This window comes from Virgibacillus sp. JSM 102003 (genome assembly GCF_041949995.1).
Lineage (GTDB): Bacteria > Bacillota > Bacilli > Bacillales > Amphibacillaceae > Lentibacillus.
On the sequence record NZ_JBHFQH010000004.1, the window covers coordinates 26,006 to 48,772 of the forward strand.

Genomic DNA, 22,767 nt, shown 5'->3' on the forward strand with positions numbered 1-22,767 from the left:
AATTATAAAGCCTATAGGCAAATTTAACAATACATGAGCAGTTTAGCGACATAGAAAAAACCTAATGAAAAAGAAAGTTTACCAATTTTGTCATAAAAATAGTGTTACGCAGCTGCGCAACACTTAATATTATATTTAGTAAGTTATCTGGGTTCTACAATCAGTTTAATCGCTGTCCGTTCTTCCTCATCAATCATAATATCAGTAAAAGCTGGAATACAAATTAAATCAACCCCGCTAGGCGCTACAAATCCTCTGGCAATTGCTACCGCTTTAACAGACTGGTTTAAAGCGCCTGCACCAATTGCCTGCATTTCCGCTGTTCCTCGTTCCCGTAGGACATTCGCAAGTGCACCTGCTACTGAATTTGGATTTGATTTTGCTGAAACCTTTAATACTTCCATTACTAGTACCTCCTTCAATTACTATTGTAGTTCTATTGCTACTATATTCTTGGAGATGATAGCTTATTACCTTATTATGCATCAATAATTCTAAACATTCAAATAATCAACCGAAGAAAGGATGATCATCATTTATTAAAATACGTTCAACCTGAGTAGCCTTTCCAGTTTTATCACTTATTGTAACGAACAATCCGTTCAACTGACTTCTTCCCGTTGTGTCAATTTCAAAACGTACCGGTAAATTCGTGAGGAACTTTTTCATAACAGCTTCCTTTTCCATACCTAAAATGGAATCATAGGGTCCAGTCATCCCAACATCAGTAATATATGCTGTCCCTTGTGGTAAAATACGATCATCAGCTGTTTGTGTGTGTGTATGTGTCCCAACTACAGCACTGACTCGACCATCCAGGTACCAGCCCATTGCTTGTTTTTCACTTGTAGCTTCTGCATGAAAATCCACAAAAATAATACTTGTACGTTTCTTTGCTTCCTCAATTAGTTCATCCATTTTTCGAAATGGGTCATCAAGTGCAGGTAAAAAGGTACGACCTTGCATGTTGATCACAGCAATTTCGTTTCCATTTAAATTTACAAACGTAAGCCCTTTTCCAGGTGTACCCTCTGGGAAGTTTGCCGGGCGCACCATGTTCTTGGCATCATCAATAAATTCAAAAATTTCTTTTTTATCCCAAGTATGATTCCCCATTGTAATCACCTGAGCACCCCATTCAAGAAATTGCTTATAAATTTTTTCAGTAATCCCTTTTCCGGATGCTGCGTTTTCTCCATTAATAATCGTTATATGCGGACGGTGTTTTTCCTTTAATTTAGGTAAATAATGCTGAACCATATCTCTTCCGGGAGATCCAGCTACATCACCGATAAACAATATTTTCATAATTTTTCTCATCCTAACGGGTAAAAAGTATGTTTCACAATCAAATTATACTGTAAAGCAAAAATAAAAGCGACCAGTTGGCCGCTTTTATTAATCTAGTTCCTCTAATGGTCACTTATTTTGCATATTCAACTGCTCTAGTTTCTCTAATAACAGTTACTTTAATATGACCTGGGTAATCCAATTCGCCTTCAATTTGCTTACGAATATCTCGTGCGATTTTTACTGAATCAATGTCATCAATTTCATCAGGTTTAACCATAATTCTGATTTCTCTACCCGCCTGAATAGCGAATGACTTTTCTACTCCTGTAAACGACTCTGATATTTCTTCTAGTTTTTCAAGTCGTTTAATGTAATTTTCCAATGTTTCACTTCTTGCTCCAGGACGTGCAGCGGATAATGCATCAGCTGCAGCTACCAAAACAGAAATTATGGAAGTAGCTTCCTCATCACCATGGTGAGAAGCAATCGAATTAATGACAACCTCATGTTCCTTGTACTTGATTCCAAGTTCTTTCCCAATTTCAACATGGCTTCCCTCTACTTCATGATCAATGGCTTTACCAATGTCATGAAGTAAGCCAGCTCTTCTTGCAAGTATTTCATCTTCACCTAACTCAGCAGCAAGCAGTCCGGAAAGGTATGCTACCTCTGTAGAATGCTTTAACACATTTTGACCATAGCTTGTACGATATTTTAGGCGACCAAGTATTTTAACTAAATCCGGATGTAGTCCGTGTACTCCAACCTCAAACGTTGTTTCCTCTCCAATTTCCCGTATATATTCATCTACCTCACGTCTGGCTTTATCCACCATTTCTTCAATTCTTGCAGGGTGTATTCTACCGTCTTGTACGAGTTTCTCTAGAGCCATACGAGCTGTCTCTCGACGTATTGGATCAAAACCTGATAAAATTACTGCTTCCGGCGTATCATCAATAATTAAATCAATTCCGGTAAGCGTTTCTAAGGTCCGAATATTACGGCCTTCACGACCAATAATACGACCCTTCATTTCGTCATTAGGGAGGTTTACAACAGATACAGTGGTTTCAGCAACATGGTCTGCGGCGCAACGCTGTAAGGCTAATGAAAGAATACTTTTCGCTTTCTTGTCCGCTTCTTCTTTCGCACGATTTTCAGCTTCTTTAATCATTAATGCTGATTCATGACTAACCTCTTGTTCGACTCGCTCTAAAATAATCTGTCTTGCCTGATCAGTTGTATACCCTGAAATGCGTTCAAGCTCCGTTTGCTGCTCTTGAATTACAGCTTCCACTTTGCTTTCCATTTCTTCAATTTGTTGTTGTTTTTCTGTTAGTGATTGTTCTTTCTTCTCTAACAAGAGCTCTCGCTTATCCAGCGTTTCACTTTTTCTGTCCAGATTTTCTTCTTTTTGCATCAGACGATTTTCTTGCTTTTGTACTTCTGTTCGACGTTCACGTAAGTCTTCTTCTGTCTGCTGACGAAGTTTATGATTTTCATCCTTCGCCTCAAGAAGTGCCTCTTTTTTAGAGGCATCTGCATTTCGATGTGCTTCATCTACTATTTGTTTAGCTAAATTTTCCGCACTGGAAATTTTAGCTTCTGCAATAGATTTACGAATCAGATAACCAACAACAATACCGACGATTACGGCAAGCAAAATGGAGATGATTAAGGGACTGTCCATGGGGTTCACCTCCTATTGCTATAAGTTGTACAACAATTCATTATTGTCGGCATGTACAATGTTCAATAATAAATAAGTAAATTTGTATAATAAAAATATAAAATTATACAATTTAATTGTAATTGTCCGTATAGCCAATGTCAAGGAATCGTAACAATTAACAATTTGGTCAAATTATTAAATCCTTTGCTAGTAATTACCAGCAAAGGATTATTTAAGTTAAATATTTTTATACATCTAAACTTTCCTGTCCCTTTTCTTCGGTTTCATCCGGCTGTTCATCTAAATTATAATGTTGCCGGATCATTTCATGTAGTTCCGTCATGACATTCCCATTCGCCTTCAGATATTCTTTTGCATTTTCCCGGCCCTGTCCAAGCCGATCCCCATTATAGGAATACCATGCACCACTTTTTTGAACGATATCAAGGTCGGATCCAACATCTATTATTTCTCCCTCTTTGGAAATACCTTCCCCATACATAATGTCAACCTCTGCCTTCTTGAAGGGCGGCGCTACTTTATTTTTAACTACTTTAATTCGTGTTTTATTCCCAACCATATCATTTCCCTGTTTCAATGTCTCTGCACGACGAACTTCCAATCTAACAGATGCATAGAATTTAAGTGCGCGACCACCAGGTGTTGTTTCAGGATTACCAAACATCACCCCAACTTTTTCCCTGATCTGGTTAATGAATATAGCAGTTGTCTTTGATTTATTAATTGCACCTGATAGTTTTCTTAATGCTTGCGACATAAGACGTGCCTGCAAGCCCACATGTGCATCGCCCATTTCTCCTTCAATTTCCGCTTTTGGAACTAAGGCAGCAACCGAGTCAACAACAACTATATCTACAGCGCCACTGCGCACAAGTGCCTCAGCAATTTCCAGTGCTTGTTCACCGGTATCTGGCTGAGATAATAGCAGTTCATCTATATTCACTCCTAATGCTCGCGCATATGTAGGATCAAGTGCATGCTCCGCATCTATAAATGCCGCATGTCCACCTTTTCGTTGTGCTTCAGCAATTGCATGAAGAGCAACAGTTGTTTTACCAGAAGATTCTGGTCCATATATTTCCACTACTCGTCCTCTTGGATATCCACCAATACCTAAGGCTACATCCAATGCCAGCGAACCACTTGGAATTGTTGCGATCTTTTGTTCAGCCTGTTCACCTAATTTCATAACAGAACCTTTACCGAATTGTTTTTCAATTTGTTTTAACGCCATATCTAAAGCTTGCTTTTTATCTCCCAACGAGCTTACCTCCTTTAATTAACTATCTACATCATACCTTGTTTTTCATGATTTGCCAAGAAAAGAACGAATAAATGTTCTCATTTTTCGAGGTTTTTATAACGTGAGAAATGAATTTTACTAGATTATTAGACTCTGAAAATACAAATTCCCAGTAAATTCATGATCCCAAAATACTATTTCAACAAATTATATAAAAGTTCAAATCCTTTTAAAGTGGCTTTTTTTCGTATTGTTTGACGGTCGCCCTGGAATGTAAATTTCTTTGCAATTCTTTCTTTAGTACCGTCATCAATAGCAATAAAAACAGTTCCTGCAGGATGACCTTCCACACTATCCGAACCAGCAACACCCGTAAAACTAATTCCTATATCTGACTCTAATAGTGCACATATATTTCTGGACATTTCCAGCGCACATTCTTCACTGACTGTTCCGTGCTGCCTAATCGTTTCAGGTAAAACATGCAACACCTTTTCTTTAACGTTTGTATCATAACAAACAAGTCCGCCACGGCATACTTCAGAGGCGCCCTCAACAGCTATTAGTTTGTCGGTAAACATACCTCCTGTTAAGCTTTCAGCAGCACCTATGTGTTTATTTTGAGCCTTTAACAAGTTAAACACGTTCTCCTCTATTGATTGCTCATCGGCTCCATAGATGTAGTCTCCTACTTTGGCATGAATTTGCATCTTTGTCTTGCTTATTAAATTTAACGCTTCTTCTTGGGTGTTCGCCTTAGCAGTTAGCCTGATTGCTATACCTTCACTTTGTGCCAAAGGAGCAATCGTGGGATTACTTTGATTTTGAATAATATCACTAAGTTTATCCTCAAGCTGTGACTCACCAATGCCTATAAATCGCAGCATTGTAGATTTGATAACGGAGCTTTCTCCTGTTAGTTGCTGAAGATACGGCATTACCTTATCCGACATCATCTGTTTCATTTCTCTTGGTACACCAGGCAAAAAAATCCACGTTGTATCATCTTCAGATACAATCATTCCTGGTGCCATTCCCACGGTATTTTCAATTACGTCAGCACCATTAAATACGCGAGCTTGTTTTCGATTGTTCGGAGTCATTTTAGTTTTCTGTTTCCTATAATACGCCTCTATTTTTTCCATTGATGGACGGTGTTCAATTATTTCCCTATTGGCTATTTCCTGAAATGCTTCTCTAGTTAAGTCATCCTCTGTCGGACCTAATCCACCAGTAACAATTATAATATCTGCCCGGCTCTTTGAATGCTCAAACTGTTCCCTCACTCTTTGCAGGTTATCTCCCACAACTGAATGATGAAACACATTCATTCCTATCGTTGCCAGTTTTTCGGACATCCACTGAGCGTTTGTGTTGGCAATCTGTCCCAATAATAGCTCCGTACCCACTGCAATAATTTCTGTTCGAAACTGTTTCGTCATTTTGAATCCCTCATAACATGCCAATTTTTAACAAAATAATCATAACCGGATAAGATTGTAAAGAATAAGGCGACATACAGCATTATGGTAGCAAAAGGTAATCCCATATATGAAAATGGAAAATTATGAAGCAGTAATGCCGCAATCGCAATCATTTGAGTTACTGTTTTTAACTTCCCCATGCTGCCAGCTGCTAAGACTACTCCCTCACCAGCAGCTACCAAACGCAGACCAGTAATTGCAAATTCTCTACTAATAATTATAATCGTAACCCATGCAGGTGCCAGTCCTAGTTCAACAAGTAAAATAAGTGCAGTGGCTACAAGCAGTTTATCTGCTAGTGGATCTAAAAACTTTCCCAAATTTGTAACTAAATTATACTTTCTGGCGTAATAGCCATCCACCCAGTCAGTTGTTGAAGCAACGATAAACAAAATTGCCGCAGCAAGATGTGATACAGGGAGAGATGACTCGCCAATGTTCCATACACCCCAGTTGAATGGAACACTTAATAGAATAATGAAAATTGGGATTAAAAATATACGTGAGAGCGTGATTTTATTTGGTATATTCACAACTATTTCCTCCTACGGTATAAACCCCCTCCATATAAGGAAGGGGGTATAATAGAATGGCTAATTACTAATTTGATTGTGCACTTGCTTTGTTAATATTTATCCAAAGATTTTGAAGCATATAATCATTTTCATCAACCGGATAATTAACTTTCACACCATCAATCGTAATCGACAAATCAGGTGCAGACCCAACTCTAAACCATACGCGCTCTGCTTCAGAAAGATCTAGTTCAAGCGGAGAATCACCAGCAGTGAACATCCCTGAAAATAAAGATTCACCATCACCGTTCTCCACTTCAAGCCATGATTTGGCAGAAGTCTCTAATGTCGCGGTTACATTATCACTAGCATTATCCAGAGCAAGTGTTGATTCAGGTGTGGATCCAGTACCTTCTTCAACTACACTTAATGCTGGCTGTGGTTGTTCTTGTTTTTGTTCTGTCTCTTCTGAATCTGCGTTATTATTTTCCTCACTTGTTGATTCAGAGTTTGCACCGGAGTTTTCATCTTCAGCTTGTTCTTTTTCCTGATCGTTTTCGGCAGGGTAAGTAACCTCATCACCATTATTTTGTGGGTCTACAGGTTCTGAACTATCATCAGACAAGGTTTGCTGATAGAAATACCATGCTGCAAAAACAATACCTATCACTAAAAGAACGACAATAATAGTTGGAATAAATGAGAAGAATGGTGAACTTTTTGTTGGATTATTGTCCTTACGCGACCGGTGAATTTGGGTATATTGGGTAGAACTTTCTGCTTCGGTCTTTGGTATTTCATCTTTATATTCTTCCAGCAGCTCAGTTGAATCCAAACCTACCGCATTTGCATACTCTTTAATAAATGCCCTAGCATAAAATTTACCTGGTAAAATATGGAAATTCCCTTGTTCGATTGCTTCTAGGTATCTCTTTTGAATTTTAGTTGTTTCCTGTAAACTTTCCAATGATATCTGTTTTTCTTCTCTAGCTTCTTTTAGTCTTGATCCTATCTCCATAATAACACCATCCATTTTTAGAAAACTTAGCTTGTCGCCAAGTTTTAATGACGAAAGCCTTAGTTGTACTTATAGTTAAGAAAGTTTATATACTGACTTACCTGCTAGAAATCAAACATCGAAAAGCCATTATCCTGACTGAATTGATCCTGCTCAACAGTTTCGTATGTAATTGATTCGTCTTCATTGCTGCGTAATTCAATAATATAATCAAAGTCATCTAATTTATATTCAGTAGTTTGTACGAACATATCAGGATGCTCCACAACTTTAATAGCGGGAAGCTGCATAATCTCACGAATTAGCTGCCAGTGCTTTTCATTGGCACGCCTAGTCGAGACAATACCATCAATAATGTACAAATTATCATTATTATACTCATCCTGTATTAATTGACTTCGGATAGTTTGCTTTAATAAAGTACTTGATACAAATAACCAACGTTTATTGGCACAAACGCTTGCAGCTACAATCGACTCCGTTTTGCCTACACGCGGCATGCCACGAATTCCTATTAATTTATGACCTTCCTTTTTATATAACTCGGCCATAAAGTCAACTAATACACCTAAATCAGCACGGACGAAACGAAACGTCTTTCGATCATCGGCATCACTATGTATGTATCGTCCATGTCTTACAGCAAGTTTATCACGAAGTTTCGGTTTACGTAATTTTTTTACTTCTATCATGTCCATTGTTTGTAAAATTGACTTCAATCGAGTGATTTGCTCATCTTCTCTTGAAAGTAATAACATTCCTCTTCTTGAATTCTCTACACCATTTATAGATATAATATTAATAGAGAGCATTCCTAACAAAGAAGAAATATCACCCAGTAATCCAGGGCGATTATATTGAATCTCATATTCAAGGTACCATTCTGTTTTTTCCATAATAAGCCCCTTTATAATCATGCTGTATTAATGGTAACGAAACAAACATATTATTGCAATCTATCTATATAACTATAATAAAGGATTTTAAGTTCCGTGAAAAGAAGATTATGCATTTCTGTATAAGAAAAAATAAAGAAGCTGCATTTATTAGTCAACAGCTTCTCTATTTATATAGATAAATTTAATTTGTATTTCCCTGATTCTGTACGAGTTTAACCATTGTATTAGCTAACGCATGTCTTTCATCCGTATCCGCTGCATTCCAAAGTTCTCTTAGCACTGCTTCTTCATTATTCTTGGCTTCAGTACCTTTTGCTAAGTAATCACCAACTTCGTATGCCATATTCGATACGGCCTGCTGACTCATACCCTGTGACTCTGCTTGTTCCAGTTTATTCGCTAAAAAACCTTTCCATGATTCAAAATTATCCAGAACGGACATACAAATCTGCCTCCTTCAATTTTTTACATGATTAGTATTTGATTTTTTAGCAAGTTTATACATAACTATTTAGGATTACCAGCCACCAGTTACATTGATAATTTCTCCTTGAATATAACTTGATTTTTCATTCATTAAGAAAAGAATAGCATTAGCTACATCATCGGCTGTTCCAGCCCGATTGTTAGGTATATCATTTGTTATGCTTTCTTTCTCAGCAGGCAGTAAATGGTTATTCATCTTTGTGTCAATAAATCCGGGACTTACAGCGTTTACAGAAATCCCTGATGGAGCGACCTCTTTAGCCAGTGATTTCACAAAACTATTTTGTGCGCCTTTTACCGAAGAATACATTACTTCGTTACTTGCACCAATTTCACCCCAGATAGATGTAATAAAGATAATCTTCCCTTTTTTATTTTGAATCATCGCAGGAAGTAAGTGCTTTGTAATCAGCCAAGGCATTTTTACATGTAAAGAAAGCATCTCATCCATAATCTTTTCATCTGTATCTTGAAACAGTCCATAGTGAGCCTTGCCACTAGCAAATATAACAGCATCAACTGGGTAAACGAGCTGTGTTAACAGTTGTTTAACTTCTGCTTCCGCGCTTAGATCAGCTTGAATTTCGGTTAATATCGATTCTTCATTAAGATTTAATCGGGTTCTGTCTATCGCTTGTTTATTCTTGTGATAATGCAATAAAAGGCTGTAGCCTTCGCTAGCAAGAGCTTGAGCAATAGCACCACCAATATCGCCACTAGCACCAATTAGTAATACGTTTTTCCCCATATAATCCCCTATTCATTAACAATTTTACAAACAGCTATACGATCGTCTTCTATCCAATCCTGCACAAATGAATTGAACTGATCTACCTTCAATGATTGAATAGATGGTATCAATTCAAATAAATCTATACCCATTGTATGATAATGAATATATTTATTAGCAATAAATTCAAGTGAATTCATCGCACGTAATAGCTGACCAATCTTTTTCTTCTTCATACGATCAACTTCTTCTGTTGTAAATGTAGCATTATTTGTTGATTTTAATAGTTGCTGAACCCTCTCTACAAATTGGTCAGGATTATCTGTATTACTACCGATAAATGAATAGCCAAAGTTTTTCTCTAAATTTGTTTCAAATGAGAAACTGCTGTCGATAAGTTTCTCCTCGTATAACTTTTTATAAAAAGGACCACTTTTTGAAAAGTAAAAGTCTATAATCATACTCTGGAGCAAATCTTTCTCTAGAAACTCCTGTTTATTTAGTTCGCCTGACGATTCTTTAATACCTATAGTACATTTTGCAATCGAGACTGGCATCACAATTTTATTCTCTTTCATTGCAACCTCTTTTGGTTCCTCGGGAAACTCCCGTTGAATAGTATCCAATTTAGCAAAGTCTTTGGAATCCTGGTTACTTTCAATTAAATTCATCATACTATCTGCATCAAAGTTACCCGCAATAAACAATGTCATATTCTCAGGGTGATAAAACGTATTATAACACGTATATAAATCATCCTTTGTAATGGAGTTAATGGAATCTACTGTACCTGCAATATCAATCTTAACAGGATGATTTTGGAACATACTCCTGAGTGTCCCGGTGAAAGACTGCCAATCAGGTTGGTCATTATACATTTCAATTTCCTGAGCGATGATTCCTTTTTCTTTTTCTACCGATTCTTCTGAAAAGTAAGGATCCTGAACAAAATTAAGTAACGTTTCAACATTTTTTTCAATAAAATTTGTAGCTGCAAATAAGTATGCCGTCTTAGTAAATGATGTATAAGCATTTGGTGACGCACCTTGTTTACTGAAATCTGCAAATACATCCCGATCTTCTTTCTCAAACATCTTGTGTTCCAGAAAGTGTGCGACACCTTCAGGGACTGTAATCTCTTCACTACCTTTTATCGGCACAAATGTTTGGTCAATCGATCCATAGTTAGTGGAAAAGACACCATACGTTTTTGACATCTCGGGCTTTGGAAGTAAAAAGACAGTTAATCCATTTTTTAACTGATTTGTATAAATTGTTTCATCAATATTTTCATATGTTAACTTATTCATCTGAATCGCCTCCCTTGCCAGTCAGTAAATAAATCGTATCCAGTTCAATTTTATTTGCTACTTCAATTACATTTTCTGTTGATACCTGTTTAATACCCTCAATTAATGTCTGCGGCGATCTTTCAGTCCCTGCAACAACCTGCTGGTACAATAACTCAATCATACCTTGAGCGCTGTCCATGGTTTCAAGCAACTGATTAATAATTAGTTCCTTCGTATTATCCATCTCTTCTGCTGAAAAATCACCCTTTTTCATTGCATCCATCTGCAGTTCAATAATTTCTCTTGCTTTTTCGTAATCATTAGGAGCTATACCACTAAACACAAATAATAACCCCTTATGACTTTCAAATCTTGATGCTGCATAATAAGCAAGGCTGTTTTTTTCCCTAACATTGATAAATAATTTAGAACTGGGGAACCCGCCAAACAAACCATTGAATACTTGGAGTGCAAAATAATCATTGTCCTGGTAAGTACTGTGTGTTCGATAGCCAAAATGCAGCTTTGCTTGCTGAATATCCTGCTTTTCTATCATAACATTAGGTTGCTGCTTCAGTTCTTTGGTCGCATCTTCCTTTATATTAGGTGTATCTTGATACTTATTGCGTTGAAATGTTGAACGTATCTTCTCTTTTACTGTTGCAGAATCAAAATCACCTAATACATAAATATCCATCTGATCTTCCTGCAATACAGTTTGGTGATATGCAAAAAGGTTTTCAGCAGTAATTGATTCCAAATCTTCTTCATACCCGTGAACATGAAGTTTATATAGTTCATCTTCACACATTTCATCAATTAACTTCATGTTGGCATAACTCATTTTATCATCAATTATAGCGCTCATTTTCTGTTTTAATGTATCTTTTTCCCTATCTATGATAGATTGCTTAAAAGCTTCATTCTCACTGTTTGGATGAAAGATAACCTCTTTCAGTAGTGCCATCGCTTCATCTAATATAGCGGATTCATCCCTAATAAACTTTTGGTTTGCCACTTCCATACGAATGCTCAGAATGTGATTGTTTCCTTTTTTTCCTCCCCCCATCGAAAGGACTGCACCGTACAAGCTGTCAAGTTTTGACTGTATGTCACTTCTGCTTGGAAAGGATTTCGTTCCTTGTTGTAAAACATATGGAAGTAAAGCACGTTTTGTTATTGTCTCCCTTGACAATGGAGCCTTTAGCTTAGCTGTAATTGTCACTGTCTTAAATTTTTTACTTGGGACAACATGCAGGTTAACACCATTTTCATGTGTCACATCTTCAACCATTGTATCCATTTGTGACCCTCCCGGGATATGTATTTGTTTGAAATTCATTCTACTCATAGTGTGCTCCTATAATTGTTATTTTATAGCAAAAAAACCTGGGTTGCTATTAATATAATAACAACCCAGGTATTTCCCCTAGGAAACAATATTGTGGAAGTTCAGTAGTTAACTGTGCTTTCGTATCAGCCACTTCCAGCGACTGGGAACTTCCTTCACCTTCGTACGATAAGTCTACCTCGGCAAACTCTTGGTCGCCAGCTTTCCTTTAAAAGAGTTTTATCTGAAGTTCAACTAAGGCAGCCGATTTGCGCAGCAACGTTTAATCATCCCACGATGCGCGGTAGCAGTTCATAGGTCGCTTAACAGACGCTTGCGCTTTTGTTCTGGTATAGGAAATTATAAAATTTAAGTGCTGTGGATAACTGGACTTCTGAATCAGCGACGTCCAGCTCCAGCGCCTAGCGCCTAGTGGACTTCCCTCCCCGTGTCTACGATAAGTCAACATCGAATCGCTTACGCTCTTCGTGTATCCTTTATTTCACACGGGTCAGTCCAGTCCATACGGCGCTGAACAGGCGCTTGCGCTTTTGTTCTTTATCTGCTTCCCTTAATATAAGGTACTCCATTTGCTTTTGGCGCTTCAGCCCGACCGATAAACCCAGCTAGTGCTAAGATTGTTAACACATATGGCGCAATCAGCAAGAATACTTGAGGAACGTCTTCAAGCAGTGGAATTCCTGCACTAATAACACTTAGACTTTGTGCAAAACCAAAGAATAAAGCAGCACCCATTGCACCAAGCGGATGCCATTTCCCAAAAATGACAGCTGCCAGAGACATAAACCCTTGACCAACAATTGTCGCATGTGAAAAGTTTAATGCGATTGTTAAAGCGAAGACAGAACCACCTAATCCACCAAATGCACCAGAAAGAATAACAGCAATGTAGCGCATTTTATAAACGTTTATTCCATTTGTGTCTGCTGCCATTGGATGTTCCCCAACAGCACGCAACCGTAGGCCAAATGGTGTTTTATACAATACATACCAGGCTAAAAACGCTAATGCTATTGCGATATACGAAGTAAGGTAAATATCTTGAAAAAAGATTGGTCCTAGTACAGGTATATCACTAAGAATCATTATATCATTTGTATAAAAAGGTTCTGTCACCATATCCGTTTGACCTTTTCCATACCATTGTTTTGTTAAAAAGACACCTAATCCTAACGCTAAAAAGTTAATAGCTACACCACTTACAACTTGATCAGCCCGAAATGAAACAGATGCAACGGCATGGATGATTGCAAAAATAGCCGAAACAACCATGGCAACCAATATCGAAACCCATGGTGTCCATGCGCCCAGCACATCAGCAAATGTCAAATTAAAGACAATACCGACAAATGCCCCCATTACCATTAAACCTTCTAACCCAATATTAACAACACCTGAACGTTCACTGAATACTCCACCTAACGCCGTAAATATCAGAGGCGCTGAAAAGAAAAGTGCGGGCGGAATAATTGATTGTAACAGTTCTACAAGCCCCATTTATTTCTCCTCCTTTTTAAAGCGAAGTATTGCCCATCTAATAATATAGCTAGATGCTACAAAGAAAATGATTAATGCAATTATGATATCAACAAGCTCTGTAGGTACGCCAGAAGCGGTTGGCATATTTATTGCCCCGACCTTCAACGCACCGAACAATATGGCGGCAAAAACAACGCCAATAGCGGTGTTAGCACCTAAAAGAGCGACAGCGATACCATCGAAGCCGAGATTAGTAAAACCGGACATAACAGAAATAGATCCATATGTACCTAATCCTTCCATAGCTCCTGCCAAACCTGCAAAAGCTCCGGCAATTACCATAGACAGAACGATATTTTTACTTACATTCATACCTGCGTATTTCGATGCATGCTGGTTAAATCCAACTGATTTCAACTCATATCCCACTGATGTTCTTTGAATAATGAACCACATTATGATTGCAGCAAAAAGTGCAATTAATATTCCATAGTGCATCCTTGAAAAGTAAGTTAAACCCTGCAGCCATTCTGATGCAAGCGATGCAGATGCCGGAATGTTTTCACTAGAACTCAGGTTATCCGTTAAAATACTCCTAATGACTTCGTTTGTAACGTATAATGCGATATAGTTCATCATGATCGTAACAATAACTTCATGTACTCCAAGCTTTGCTTTTAAAATACCTGGAACAAAGCCCCAAAGTGCTCCGGCAGCTGCAGCAGCTAATATTGCCAAGGGCAAGTGGACAATCATGGGAGCATCAAAAGCCAAACCAACCCAGACAGCTGCAAGCCACCCAATAATAACCTGTCCTTCAGCACCAATATTAAATAGCCCTGTACGAAAAGCGAAAGCTACTGCAAGACCTGTTAAAATATATGGTGTAACCTGTCGTACGGTTTCACCCATATAATATAAATCACCAAAGGCGCCTGCCCATAAGGCACTATATCCTGCAATCGGATTATAACCCGAAACAAGCATGATAATTGCTCCAGCGATTAAACCTAGCAAAACAGATATCACCGGTATTAATATATTAAATAATCTATTCGATATCATTGGTTTCACCTGCCTCGTCTTTGTTACTACCCGCCATTAGTAACCCAAGTTCCTGTTCATTCGTTTCTGCAGGTTTAACGTTTGCAACAATTTGACCATCAAACATAACAGCAATCCGATCACTCACATCAAATATTTCATCAAGCTCAAAAGAAACTAGAAGGACTGCTTTTCCTTTATCACGTTCCTCAATTAGTTTCTTATGAATAAATTCAATTGCTCCAACATCAAGACCTCTGGTAGGTTGTGCAGCAATTAATAAATCAGGTGATCGGTCAACTTCACGTGCTATGATTGCCTTTTGCTGATTTCCTCCCGAAAGTGCTCTAGCTTTAGTGAACTCATTCGGTGTTCGAACATCATACTCGTCTATTAAACTTTTAGCCTTTTTACTAATCTCTTTAAAATTCAATATTTTATTTTTGGAGTATGGTTTTTGATAATACGTTTGTAACACCATATTTTCACCAATTGGAAAGTCCAAAACCAAGCCATATTTTTGACGATCCTGAGGTATATGGCCAATCCCACTTTCTGTTACTTTTCGTGGTTTAAGATTTGTTATGTTTTTTTCATTTATAGTAATTGACCCTGACTGTGCTTTTCTCAACCCTGTAATTGCCTCTATCAATTCCGTTTGTCCATTTCCGTCAACACCAGCTATACCAACGATCTCTCCAGCACGAACATCAAGGTTCAAACCTTTAACAAGGTTTACTTTTCGAGCATCTTCTACATATAGGTTTGAAATACTCAAAACGTTTTCTTTAGGATTTGCTTCTCCTTTGTCAGTCTTAAAGCTAATTTCTCTTCCCACCATAAGGGATGCTAGTTCAGTCACGTTTGTATCCTCTACATTTACGGTCTGGATACCTTTACCTTTTCGAATAACTGTACAACGATCACACACTTGCATAATTTCTTTTAGTTTATGCGTTATCAATATAATAGATTTTCCTTCTCTTATTAACGAGTTCATAATTTCAATAAGCTCTTTAATCTCCTGTGGGGTTAAAACCGCTGTTGGTTCATCTAAAATAAGAACGTTAGCTCCACGATACAGTGTTTTTAAAATTTCAACACGCTGTTGCATACCAACTGAAATATCGCGGATTTTGGCGGTTGGGTCCACATTAAGTCCATACTGATCAGAAAGCTCCTGTATTTCTTGTTCTGCCTGCTTCAGGTTAATTTTCCCACCACTTGTTGGCTCACTGCCCAGTATGATATTTTCTGTTACTGTATATGTATCTACTAACATAAAGTGCTGATGCACCATACCAATTCCAAGTTCGTTGGCGATATTAGGGTCAGTAATGTTCACTTTCTTACCGTTAACACGTATTTCTCCCTTTTCCGGCTGGTACAATCCAAATAAAACATTCATTAATGTAGATTTCCCAGCACCATTTTCCCCTAACAATGCGTGTATTTCCTGTTTCTTAACCTGAATTGTTATGTCATCATTTGCGACAACACCAGGGAATTCCTTTCGTATATTAAGCATTTCAATAACATAATCCAAATGATTTCACTCCTTCTTTATAAAACCGCAACGTTATTTAGTCTATTGAAATATCACCAAATGAAAAGGGCTGGAAAGTTATCTCTTCATTTGAGGACTTTCGATGTAGAATGTAAGGATGAAAAAGGCTGGTTTATCCAGCCTTTTTAAGCATCCAATTATAAAGAATCTATGAATTTTTCAGTTTCTTCACGTGTTTGAGGAACTTCCACTTCGCCATTAATGATTTTTTCTTTCCAATCCTCAATAGCTGAAACAATATCCTCAGTTAATGCTTCTTCATTTGTTTTGGCTGCACTTACACCGCCATCTTCCAAGCCGTACTGTACATTTTCCCCGCCTGGAAATTCACCGTTCATTGCCTGGTTAGAAATATCCTGGACTGCGATATCCACACGTTTAACCATTGAAGTAAGCGTTACATTATGATCACCAATTTGTCCTTCTTCATATTGGTCACGGTCAACACCAATTACCCAGATTTCACGTTCAGGGTTGTTCTGCTTGATGTCTTTTGCCTGTGCAAATACACCATTACCTGTCGCACCTGATGCATGATAAATAACATCAATATCGTTATTATACATATTTGAAGCTATTAATTTACCTTTGTCTGCAGCAGCGAATGATTCTGCATATTGAACTTCAACCTCGATATCAGAGTTCACTGATTTAACACCTGCTCTGAAGCCGGATTCAAATTTATTAATTAATGGTGAATCAACTCCGCCGACAAATCCTACTTTATTTGTTTTGGTCTTTTTTGCAGCAGCTACACCAACTAGAAATGAACCTTGATGTTCTTTAAATGTCAGACTAGCAACATTCGGCTTATCTACAACGTCATCTACAATTGCAAAGTTTGTATCTGGATATTGATCAGCTACTTTTGTAATACCTTCTTTTAGTTTAAAACCAATACCAAAGATCAAATTATAATCTGCTTTTACAAGGCGTGTAAGGTTTGGCATGTAATCTGCCTTGTCGTTTGATTGAGCATAGTCAAATCCTTCACCTTTTGAAAGTCCATGTTCTTCTCCCCATGCTTTTAAACCTTCCCATGCTGATTGGTTAAATGATTTATCATCAACACCACCAACGTCTGTTACCATTGCAGCAGAAAAGTCAGTTGTTTCTTCACTTGCTGAACTGTCTCCACCGTCAGAGCCGCTATCTCCACCTGAATTTTCCTCGTCAGAACCGCCACCACATGCAGCAAGAATCATACCAATCGTTAGCAGCATTGCAGCTAATAAAATAAATTTACGATTTTTCAAAATAAGAACCCCCTATTTTTGGTTAAATATAAAAAAATTAGTTGCAGTTATGCAGTTAGAAAGTATTTACACTTTATTAACTGCTAAGTAAAAATAGTATTAGCGCTATCCTTCAACCACCTCCCTAAATAGAATACATGTGAAACCCCTTACAAACGTTTTCTTAAAACATGAAAACTGAATAAATCAGACCGAAAGTAATTAGCCGAATATAAAACCGGTTCATCTTCATCGGTATAATGCATTTGTTTTAATAAAAGAAGTGATTGTTCAGGGTCACACTTAAGGATTTCGTATATACGATCATGGTAGCTTACAGGTTCAATATATGTTACCGCATACGAGATTCTTTTGCCTGAATAACTCTCCATTAGTTTAAACAACGAATCTTTTTTGTTAATTATATCGATAGGCACTAATCCTTCCGGTACTTTATCAATACAAAAAACGACAGGATTATTGTCCGCTGTTCGAACACGCTCAATTTTTACAAGTGAACAAAATTCTTTTGGTGAAAATTTCAGTCGCTCGTCTTCCGTCGGCTCAAGTAATTCAGTCGATAAAAATTGAGACCCTGGAGTCTTTCCGGATTGTTCAATCATATATGTAACACTATTTAGCTGCTCAATTCCTGAGGAAAAGATTGGTTTTGGATTTACAAACGTCCCTACCCCATGACGCCGGGTCACTATATTTTCTTCTTCCAATACACGTAATGCCTCTCTCAAAGTGGCGCGTGAGACTCCTAATAATTTTGACAACTGAAATTCTGATGGGAGTTTTTGCTTCGTTTTATAGGTACCGTTTTCAATATCCCGTTTTATTTCATCGATAACTCGCAAGTATAACTGACGTGAATCTATCTTAATCGACATGACAACCCTCCAATCTTCGATAATCAGCTAAAAAGAGATCTGACATCTGACGTATGACTCTATTATTCGACATAAATATAACACTTTTAGAACAATAAATAAATAGATATAGGAAAATTTACATAAAAAAGTGGTTTTAAAAATAGTTCGAAAGTCGAAGGTTATAAACGGCAAATTGAACGGACAGCTTTTTCCTAAATCATTAGGATTACTGTCCGTTCAGGTTATTATGAAGACCTTTCCTCACTTTGTGTAACTAATACAGATCGTGGTTTGCTACCTTCATAAGGTCCAACTATGCCCCGGTCTTCCATCGCATCGATTAAACGAGCGGCCCGTGTATAGCCTATTCGGAATCTGCGTTGCAACATTGAGACACTAGCACTCTGCATTTCTGTAATAAGGGCAACAGCTTCGTCATATAAGTCATCATCAACATCCGATGTCACTTCACTTGTTTCCTCTGGTATCATCTCTTCCTGATATTTTGCCTTTTGCTGTTCAATACTATGGTCAACAATCCGCTCAACCTCTTCATCAGATAAAAATGCACCTTGAACTCTGGTTGGTCTCGAAGATCCTACTGGCATGAACAGCATATCACCGCGGCCTAAAAGTTTCTCGGCACCACCCGAATCCAGGATCGTACGTGAGTCAGTTTGTGATGATACACTGAAAGCAATTCTTGATGGAATATTAGCTTTAATAACACCAGTAATAACATCAACTGATGGACGTTGAGTAGCTAATATCAGGTGAATACCTGCCGCTCTTGCCATCTGTGCCAATCTAGTAATAGCGTCCTCTACATCGTTTGATGCTACCATCATTAGGTCTGCGAGCTCGTCTACTAATACAACTATATATGGTAAGTTTGGCTGTTTTTCTTCTGATGTCTGATTGTATTTGCGAATATATTCATTATAACCTTCAATATTACGAGTACCCGTGTCAGAGAATAATTCATACCTTCTTTCCATTTCAGCAACCACTTTTTTCAGTGCCCGGGATGCCTTTTTTGGATCAGTAACAACAGGTGCTAGTAAATGAGGGATTCCATTATAGACGTTAAGTTCCACTTTCTTTGGGTCAATCATCATCATTTTTACTTCATGCGGTTTTGCACGCATTAAAATTGTCGTAATGATCCCATTTACACAAACACTTTTACCACTTCCTGTTGCACCTGCGATAAGCAAGTGGGGCATTTTATTTAATTCAGCCATTACTGATTCCCCGGAAATGTCTCTGCCTAGTGCAAATAACAGTTTCGATGTTTTATTGTTCAATGTACTATCCAGCACTTCTCTTAATGAAACCATTGCTATCTCCTGGTTAGGAACTTCAATTCCAACAGCTGATTTTCCTGGTATTGGCGCCTCTATTCGTATATCTTTAGCTGCCAACGCCAATGCAAGATCATCATGCAGGTTAACAATCTTACTAACCTTTACACCTGCATCAGGGTATACCTCATATTTCGTAACTGCAGGGCCTACATGTACCTTTGTTACCCTGGCTTTCACCCCAAAACTGTTAAAAGTCCGCTCCAGTTTCCTAACAGTAGCCTGAATATGTGACTTTTCATGCTGCTGTGAACTTTGTGAAGGTTCAGCTAACAAATTTGGTGAAGGTAATATATATTCATAATTTTCAGCTTCGGTCATTGGTAGCGGACTTTCACTCTCTGGCTCCCTATTACCCTCATCGGATTCAACCTCTCGCTCCTCAACGACAGGTTTGGTTGATTCATTTGGATCAAAAGAATATGCAATATCAGTAAAATCCTCAATCACTGGTTCATCCTGATTAGAATCTGCTTCGGGCACAGAATTCATCTCATAAATTTGCTCGCCTTCGTCAATTTGCTTATTTACACGTGATTCCTTCCATTTGCCCTTAATAGACTTAATAGTTTCAGAAATCTGTTTCACCCGCTTTGAAAAGAAGTCACCAAACGAAAATTCTGTGATAAAAATAAAACCAACAATGATTGAAAACAAAGCAACAATCTTTGCACCTACAGATGAAAATAAGAAATAACAAAAAGCAAAAAGAATTGCTCCAGTCATCCCACCACCTGTTTGTGTGGAAGAAACACTGCCATCTATGTAAGCAAAGAAATTGCTCCATGTTGTTTTAATAATTGACGTATTATCTGACAACATTAGTAATCTTTCATATGTCTGAATGTGCGTAATTAATAAAACACCTACAAAAACAATATAAAATCCTATCATTTTTTTATTTGTGAAATTTGGATAGCGTCTTTTAACCATCAGCATTATTCCTGTAATGAATAAAAATATTGAAGCTATAAAATACCAGATTCCCAGAAAGAAACGAAAAATATATTCAAGGCCACCTGGAATGGCTCCATCGCTAATAGCGCTAGCTCCACTTCCAAAAATAGCTAGAAATATAAAAAGTAATCCTAATAATTCAAATTTCACTTGTTTCTTTAATTGATTTTTCTTTTTTCTTCTTTTTTTCTTTGCCAAAGTTATCACCTCTATTACATCTAGCAATCCGTCCAAACAATTGAATAGCAAACCCCTGCCGTTTGTTAGGCAAGGGTTAATTAATTCCATTATAGCACAGATTTTTTCTGATAGCTTACAGATTACCGTAAAATAGTTCCAGGGTTGTAATTACTATTCATAAAGTCCTGAGGGTCCGTAGATAATAATTGTAGTAATTGATAACTTCCATCTTCTTCCTGTTCTACATATAAATTTTTTCCTTGGTAGGAAACACAATGGCGATTGGAGAAATCCTTTTCAGAAGTTGGAAAAATATCTGTTTCCGATAAAGGTGTGTATAACATTACTGGATCACCTGATCTTCGGATTGTTTATTATTTTTAATCATTTCATTTACTTTTTTCATGGCTTCATTTACTCCTCCTACTTCATCTATCAGACCATATTCAACAGCATTATCCCCTACAACATTTGTTCCAATATCTCGTGTAAGGTTACCTTTTGCAAACATTAACTCCTTAAATTTTTCTTCCTTAATATTGGAATGCTGGGTAACAAAGTTTATGACACGATCTTGCATTTTATCCATATACTCAAACGTCTGGGGTACGCCAATCACCAATCCTGTTAACCGAATTGGATGAATAGTCATTGTTGCAGTGGGAACGACAAATGAGTAATCTGTGGCAACTGCAATTGGTACTCCTATCGAATGACCTCCACCTAACACAATAGACACTGTGGGCTTGGAAATCGATGCAATCATTTCGGAGAGTGCAAGACCTGCTTCCACATCACCACCAACTGTGTTTAATAACACAATAAGCCCTTCAATTTTAGGGTTTTGTTCAATTGCTATAAGTTGGGGTAATAAATGTTCATACTTTGTTGTTTTATTTTGTGGGGGCAATTGTACATGCCCTTCAACTTGCCCGATGATAGACAAAACATGAACATTGGAGTCTGGCGCTTGCGGGACATTAGATTGACCTAACTGCTGAATCTTTTGTACTAATGATGACGGATTTGATTGATCTCCTTGATTCTGATCATCCTTTTTAGATGGGTCTTTTTGCATGTTAAGACACTCCCTTTTTCTATGTTCAATACGTATAAAGTTAGTATGAACGAAGAGGAAGTTTATAATACAAACAATAAAAAATTACCGGCAGAAGCTGCCGATAATTTTTTATTAATAAATTAATTGTTTTAACGTATTTTCTTCTTCTTCAGTAAGCGGTACTAAAGGTAAACGAACACCACCAACATCCATACCTTTCATTTTCAATGCCGCTTTCACAGGTGTAGGCGAAGGTGCTGCGAACAAACCGTTCATAATCGGTAATAATTTTCGGTGTAGTGATGCAGCTTTCCCTACATTACCTGATTGATAGGCATTAACCATACTCTGCATTTCATTTCCGATGACGTGGGATGCAACTGAGACAACACCGTCCGCTCCAATAGCCAGCATAGGTAATGTTATTGCGTCTTCCCCACAATATACACTAAAGTTATCAGTGGTCTCTTCAATAATCTTTGATGTCAAATCAAGATCACCGCTAGCTTCTTTAACGGACACAATATTTTCTATTTCGCTCAAACGAATAATCGTATCAGCACTCATTTTTATAACAGAACGACCAGGTATATTATACATCATAACTGGTAGTTTTGTTTCGTTTGCAATTGTAGAAAAATGCTCGTAAAGCCCTTGTTGATTTGGTTTATTATAATATGGTGTTACAAGCATTATAGCATCTACTCCAACCGATTCCGCTTCTTTTGTTAGCGTCACCGCTGAAGATGTGTTATTACTGCCTGCACCTGCTATAACAGGGACTCGATTATTTACTTTCTCTACAACATGCTTAAAGAGAGATACCTTCTCTTCTGCTGTTAACGTTGGCGATTCGCCAGTCGTACCTGCTATAACCAGCCCCTCGCTGCCGTTCTCCAATAAATATTCGATCAGTTTCGTTGTCTGACCGAAATCAATATTACCACTTTTATCAAGTGGTGTTACCATTGCTGTTAAAACTTTGCCAAACTTCATGTT

At 37.6% G+C, this 22,767-nt stretch carries 21 protein-coding genes; all 21 read right to left on the bottom strand.

What is annotated here, in order from left to right; all coding sequences use genetic code 11:
- Positions 1 to 143: 143 nt before the first annotated feature.
- The 21 genes from ACE1TG_RS05550 to dapA all read right to left on the bottom strand — a co-directional run bounded on the left by ACE1TG_RS05550 (position 144) and on the right by dapA (position 22,764).
- Positions 144 to 404: a stage V sporulation protein S gene (locus tag ACE1TG_RS05550; protein WP_092492876.1), complete on the bottom strand. Its 261-nt coding sequence runs from the start codon at positions 402 to 404 to the stop codon at positions 144 to 146.
- 106 nt (positions 405 to 510) lie between these two features.
- Positions 511 to 1,308, bottom strand: a complete 798-nt coding sequence (locus ACE1TG_RS05555) for a TIGR00282 family metallophosphoesterase (protein ID WP_375051375.1) — start codon at positions 1,306 to 1,308, stop codon at positions 511 to 513.
- Positions 1,309 to 1,423: 115 nt separating this feature from the next.
- The gene (gene rny / locus ACE1TG_RS05560) at positions 1,424 to 2,983 is read right to left on the bottom strand and encodes a ribonuclease Y (RefSeq protein WP_375051376.1); all 1,560 of its coding nucleotides are present in this window, start codon (positions 2,981 to 2,983) and stop codon (positions 1,424 to 1,426) included.
- A gap of 229 nt (positions 2,984 to 3,212) precedes the next feature.
- Entirely contained in the window at positions 3,213 to 4,247 is a 1,035-nt protein-coding gene (recA, locus tag ACE1TG_RS05565; protein ID WP_375051377.1) for a recombinase RecA, read from the bottom strand.
- A 176-nt stretch (positions 4,248 to 4,423) separates the two neighbouring features.
- Positions 4,424 to 5,671, bottom strand: a complete 1,248-nt coding sequence (locus ACE1TG_RS05570) for a competence/damage-inducible protein A (RefSeq protein ID WP_375051378.1) — start codon at positions 5,669 to 5,671, stop codon at positions 4,424 to 4,426.
- Positions 5,668 to 6,246, bottom strand: a complete 579-nt coding sequence (gene pgsA, locus ACE1TG_RS05575; RefSeq protein ID WP_375051379.1) for a CDP-diacylglycerol--glycerol-3-phosphate 3-phosphatidyltransferase — start codon at positions 6,244 to 6,246, stop codon at positions 5,668 to 5,670. Before pgsA ends, ACE1TG_RS05570 begins: the two co-directional genes overlap by 4 nt.
- Before the next feature lie 67 nt (positions 6,247 to 6,313).
- The gene (locus ACE1TG_RS05580) at positions 6,314 to 7,261 is read right to left on the bottom strand and encodes a RodZ domain-containing protein (RefSeq protein ID WP_375051380.1); all 948 of its coding nucleotides are present in this window, start codon (positions 7,259 to 7,261) and stop codon (positions 6,314 to 6,316) included.
- 89 nt (positions 7,262 to 7,350) lie between these two features.
- A complete protein-coding gene (locus tag ACE1TG_RS05585) occupies positions 7,351 to 8,142 on the bottom strand; it encodes a YmfK family protein (RefSeq protein WP_375051381.1) in 792 nt (263 codons plus the stop codon).
- A 184-nt stretch (positions 8,143 to 8,326) separates the two neighbouring features.
- A complete protein-coding gene (locus tag ACE1TG_RS05590; RefSeq protein WP_092492884.1) occupies positions 8,327 to 8,587 on the bottom strand; it encodes a DUF3243 domain-containing protein in 261 nt (86 codons plus the stop codon).
- A 75-nt stretch (positions 8,588 to 8,662) separates the two neighbouring features.
- On the bottom strand, positions 8,663 to 9,379 hold the full coding sequence (gene ymfI, locus ACE1TG_RS05595) for an elongation factor P 5-aminopentanone reductase (RefSeq protein ID WP_375051382.1): 717 nt from the start codon (positions 9,377 to 9,379) through the stop codon (positions 8,663 to 8,665).
- Between the two features lie 8 nt (positions 9,380 to 9,387).
- Positions 9,388 to 10,671: an EF-P 5-aminopentanol modification-associated protein YfmH gene (yfmH, locus tag ACE1TG_RS05600; RefSeq protein ID WP_375051383.1), complete on the bottom strand. Its 1,284-nt coding sequence runs from the start codon at positions 10,669 to 10,671 to the stop codon at positions 9,388 to 9,390.
- The gene (gene yfmF / locus ACE1TG_RS05605; protein WP_375051384.1) at positions 10,664 to 11,956 is read right to left on the bottom strand and encodes an EF-P 5-aminopentanol modification-associated protein YfmF; all 1,293 of its coding nucleotides are present in this window, start codon (positions 11,954 to 11,956) and stop codon (positions 10,664 to 10,666) included. Before yfmF ends, yfmH begins: the two co-directional genes overlap by 8 nt.
- 585 nt (positions 11,957 to 12,541) lie before the next feature.
- Positions 12,542 to 13,501, bottom strand: a complete 960-nt coding sequence (locus ACE1TG_RS05610; RefSeq protein WP_375051385.1) for an ABC transporter permease — start codon at positions 13,499 to 13,501, stop codon at positions 12,542 to 12,544.
- Complete coding sequence (locus tag ACE1TG_RS05615) at positions 13,502 to 14,548, bottom strand: ABC transporter permease (protein ID WP_375051386.1); 1,047 nt, start codon at positions 14,546 to 14,548, stop codon at positions 13,502 to 13,504.
- Positions 14,535 to 16,073 (bottom strand): ABC transporter ATP-binding protein, encoded by a 1,539-nt coding sequence (locus ACE1TG_RS05620; protein WP_375051387.1) that lies wholly within the window; start codon positions 16,071 to 16,073, stop codon positions 14,535 to 14,537. Before ACE1TG_RS05620 ends, ACE1TG_RS05615 begins: the two co-directional genes overlap by 14 nt.
- 158 nt (positions 16,074 to 16,231) lie before the next feature.
- Positions 16,232 to 17,350, bottom strand: a complete 1,119-nt coding sequence (locus tag ACE1TG_RS05625) for a BMP family lipoprotein (RefSeq protein ID WP_375051388.1) — start codon at positions 17,348 to 17,350, stop codon at positions 16,232 to 16,234.
- Positions 17,351 to 17,499: 149 nt separating this feature from the next.
- On the bottom strand, positions 17,500 to 18,225 hold the full coding sequence (locus tag ACE1TG_RS05630) for a GntR family transcriptional regulator (protein WP_375051389.1): 726 nt from the start codon (positions 18,223 to 18,225) through the stop codon (positions 17,500 to 17,502).
- Positions 18,226 to 18,452: 227 nt separating this feature from the next.
- Positions 18,453 to 20,726: an FtsK/SpoIIIE family DNA translocase gene (locus ACE1TG_RS05635; protein ID WP_375051390.1), complete on the bottom strand. Its 2,274-nt coding sequence runs from the start codon at positions 20,724 to 20,726 to the stop codon at positions 18,453 to 18,455.
- A gap of 122 nt (positions 20,727 to 20,848) precedes the next feature.
- Complete coding sequence (locus tag ACE1TG_RS05640; protein ID WP_375051391.1) at positions 20,849 to 21,052, bottom strand: YlzJ-like family protein; 204 nt, start codon at positions 21,050 to 21,052, stop codon at positions 20,849 to 20,851.
- Positions 21,052 to 21,786, bottom strand: coding sequence for a ClpP family protease (locus ACE1TG_RS05645; RefSeq protein ID WP_375051392.1), 735 nt, complete (start codon positions 21,784 to 21,786; stop codon positions 21,052 to 21,054). Before ACE1TG_RS05645 ends, ACE1TG_RS05640 begins: the two co-directional genes overlap by 1 nt.
- A 114-nt stretch (positions 21,787 to 21,900) precedes the next feature.
- A complete protein-coding gene (dapA, locus tag ACE1TG_RS05650; protein WP_375051393.1) occupies positions 21,901 to 22,764 on the bottom strand; it encodes a 4-hydroxy-tetrahydrodipicolinate synthase in 864 nt (287 codons plus the stop codon).
- Positions 22,765 to 22,767: the final 3 nt, after the last annotated feature.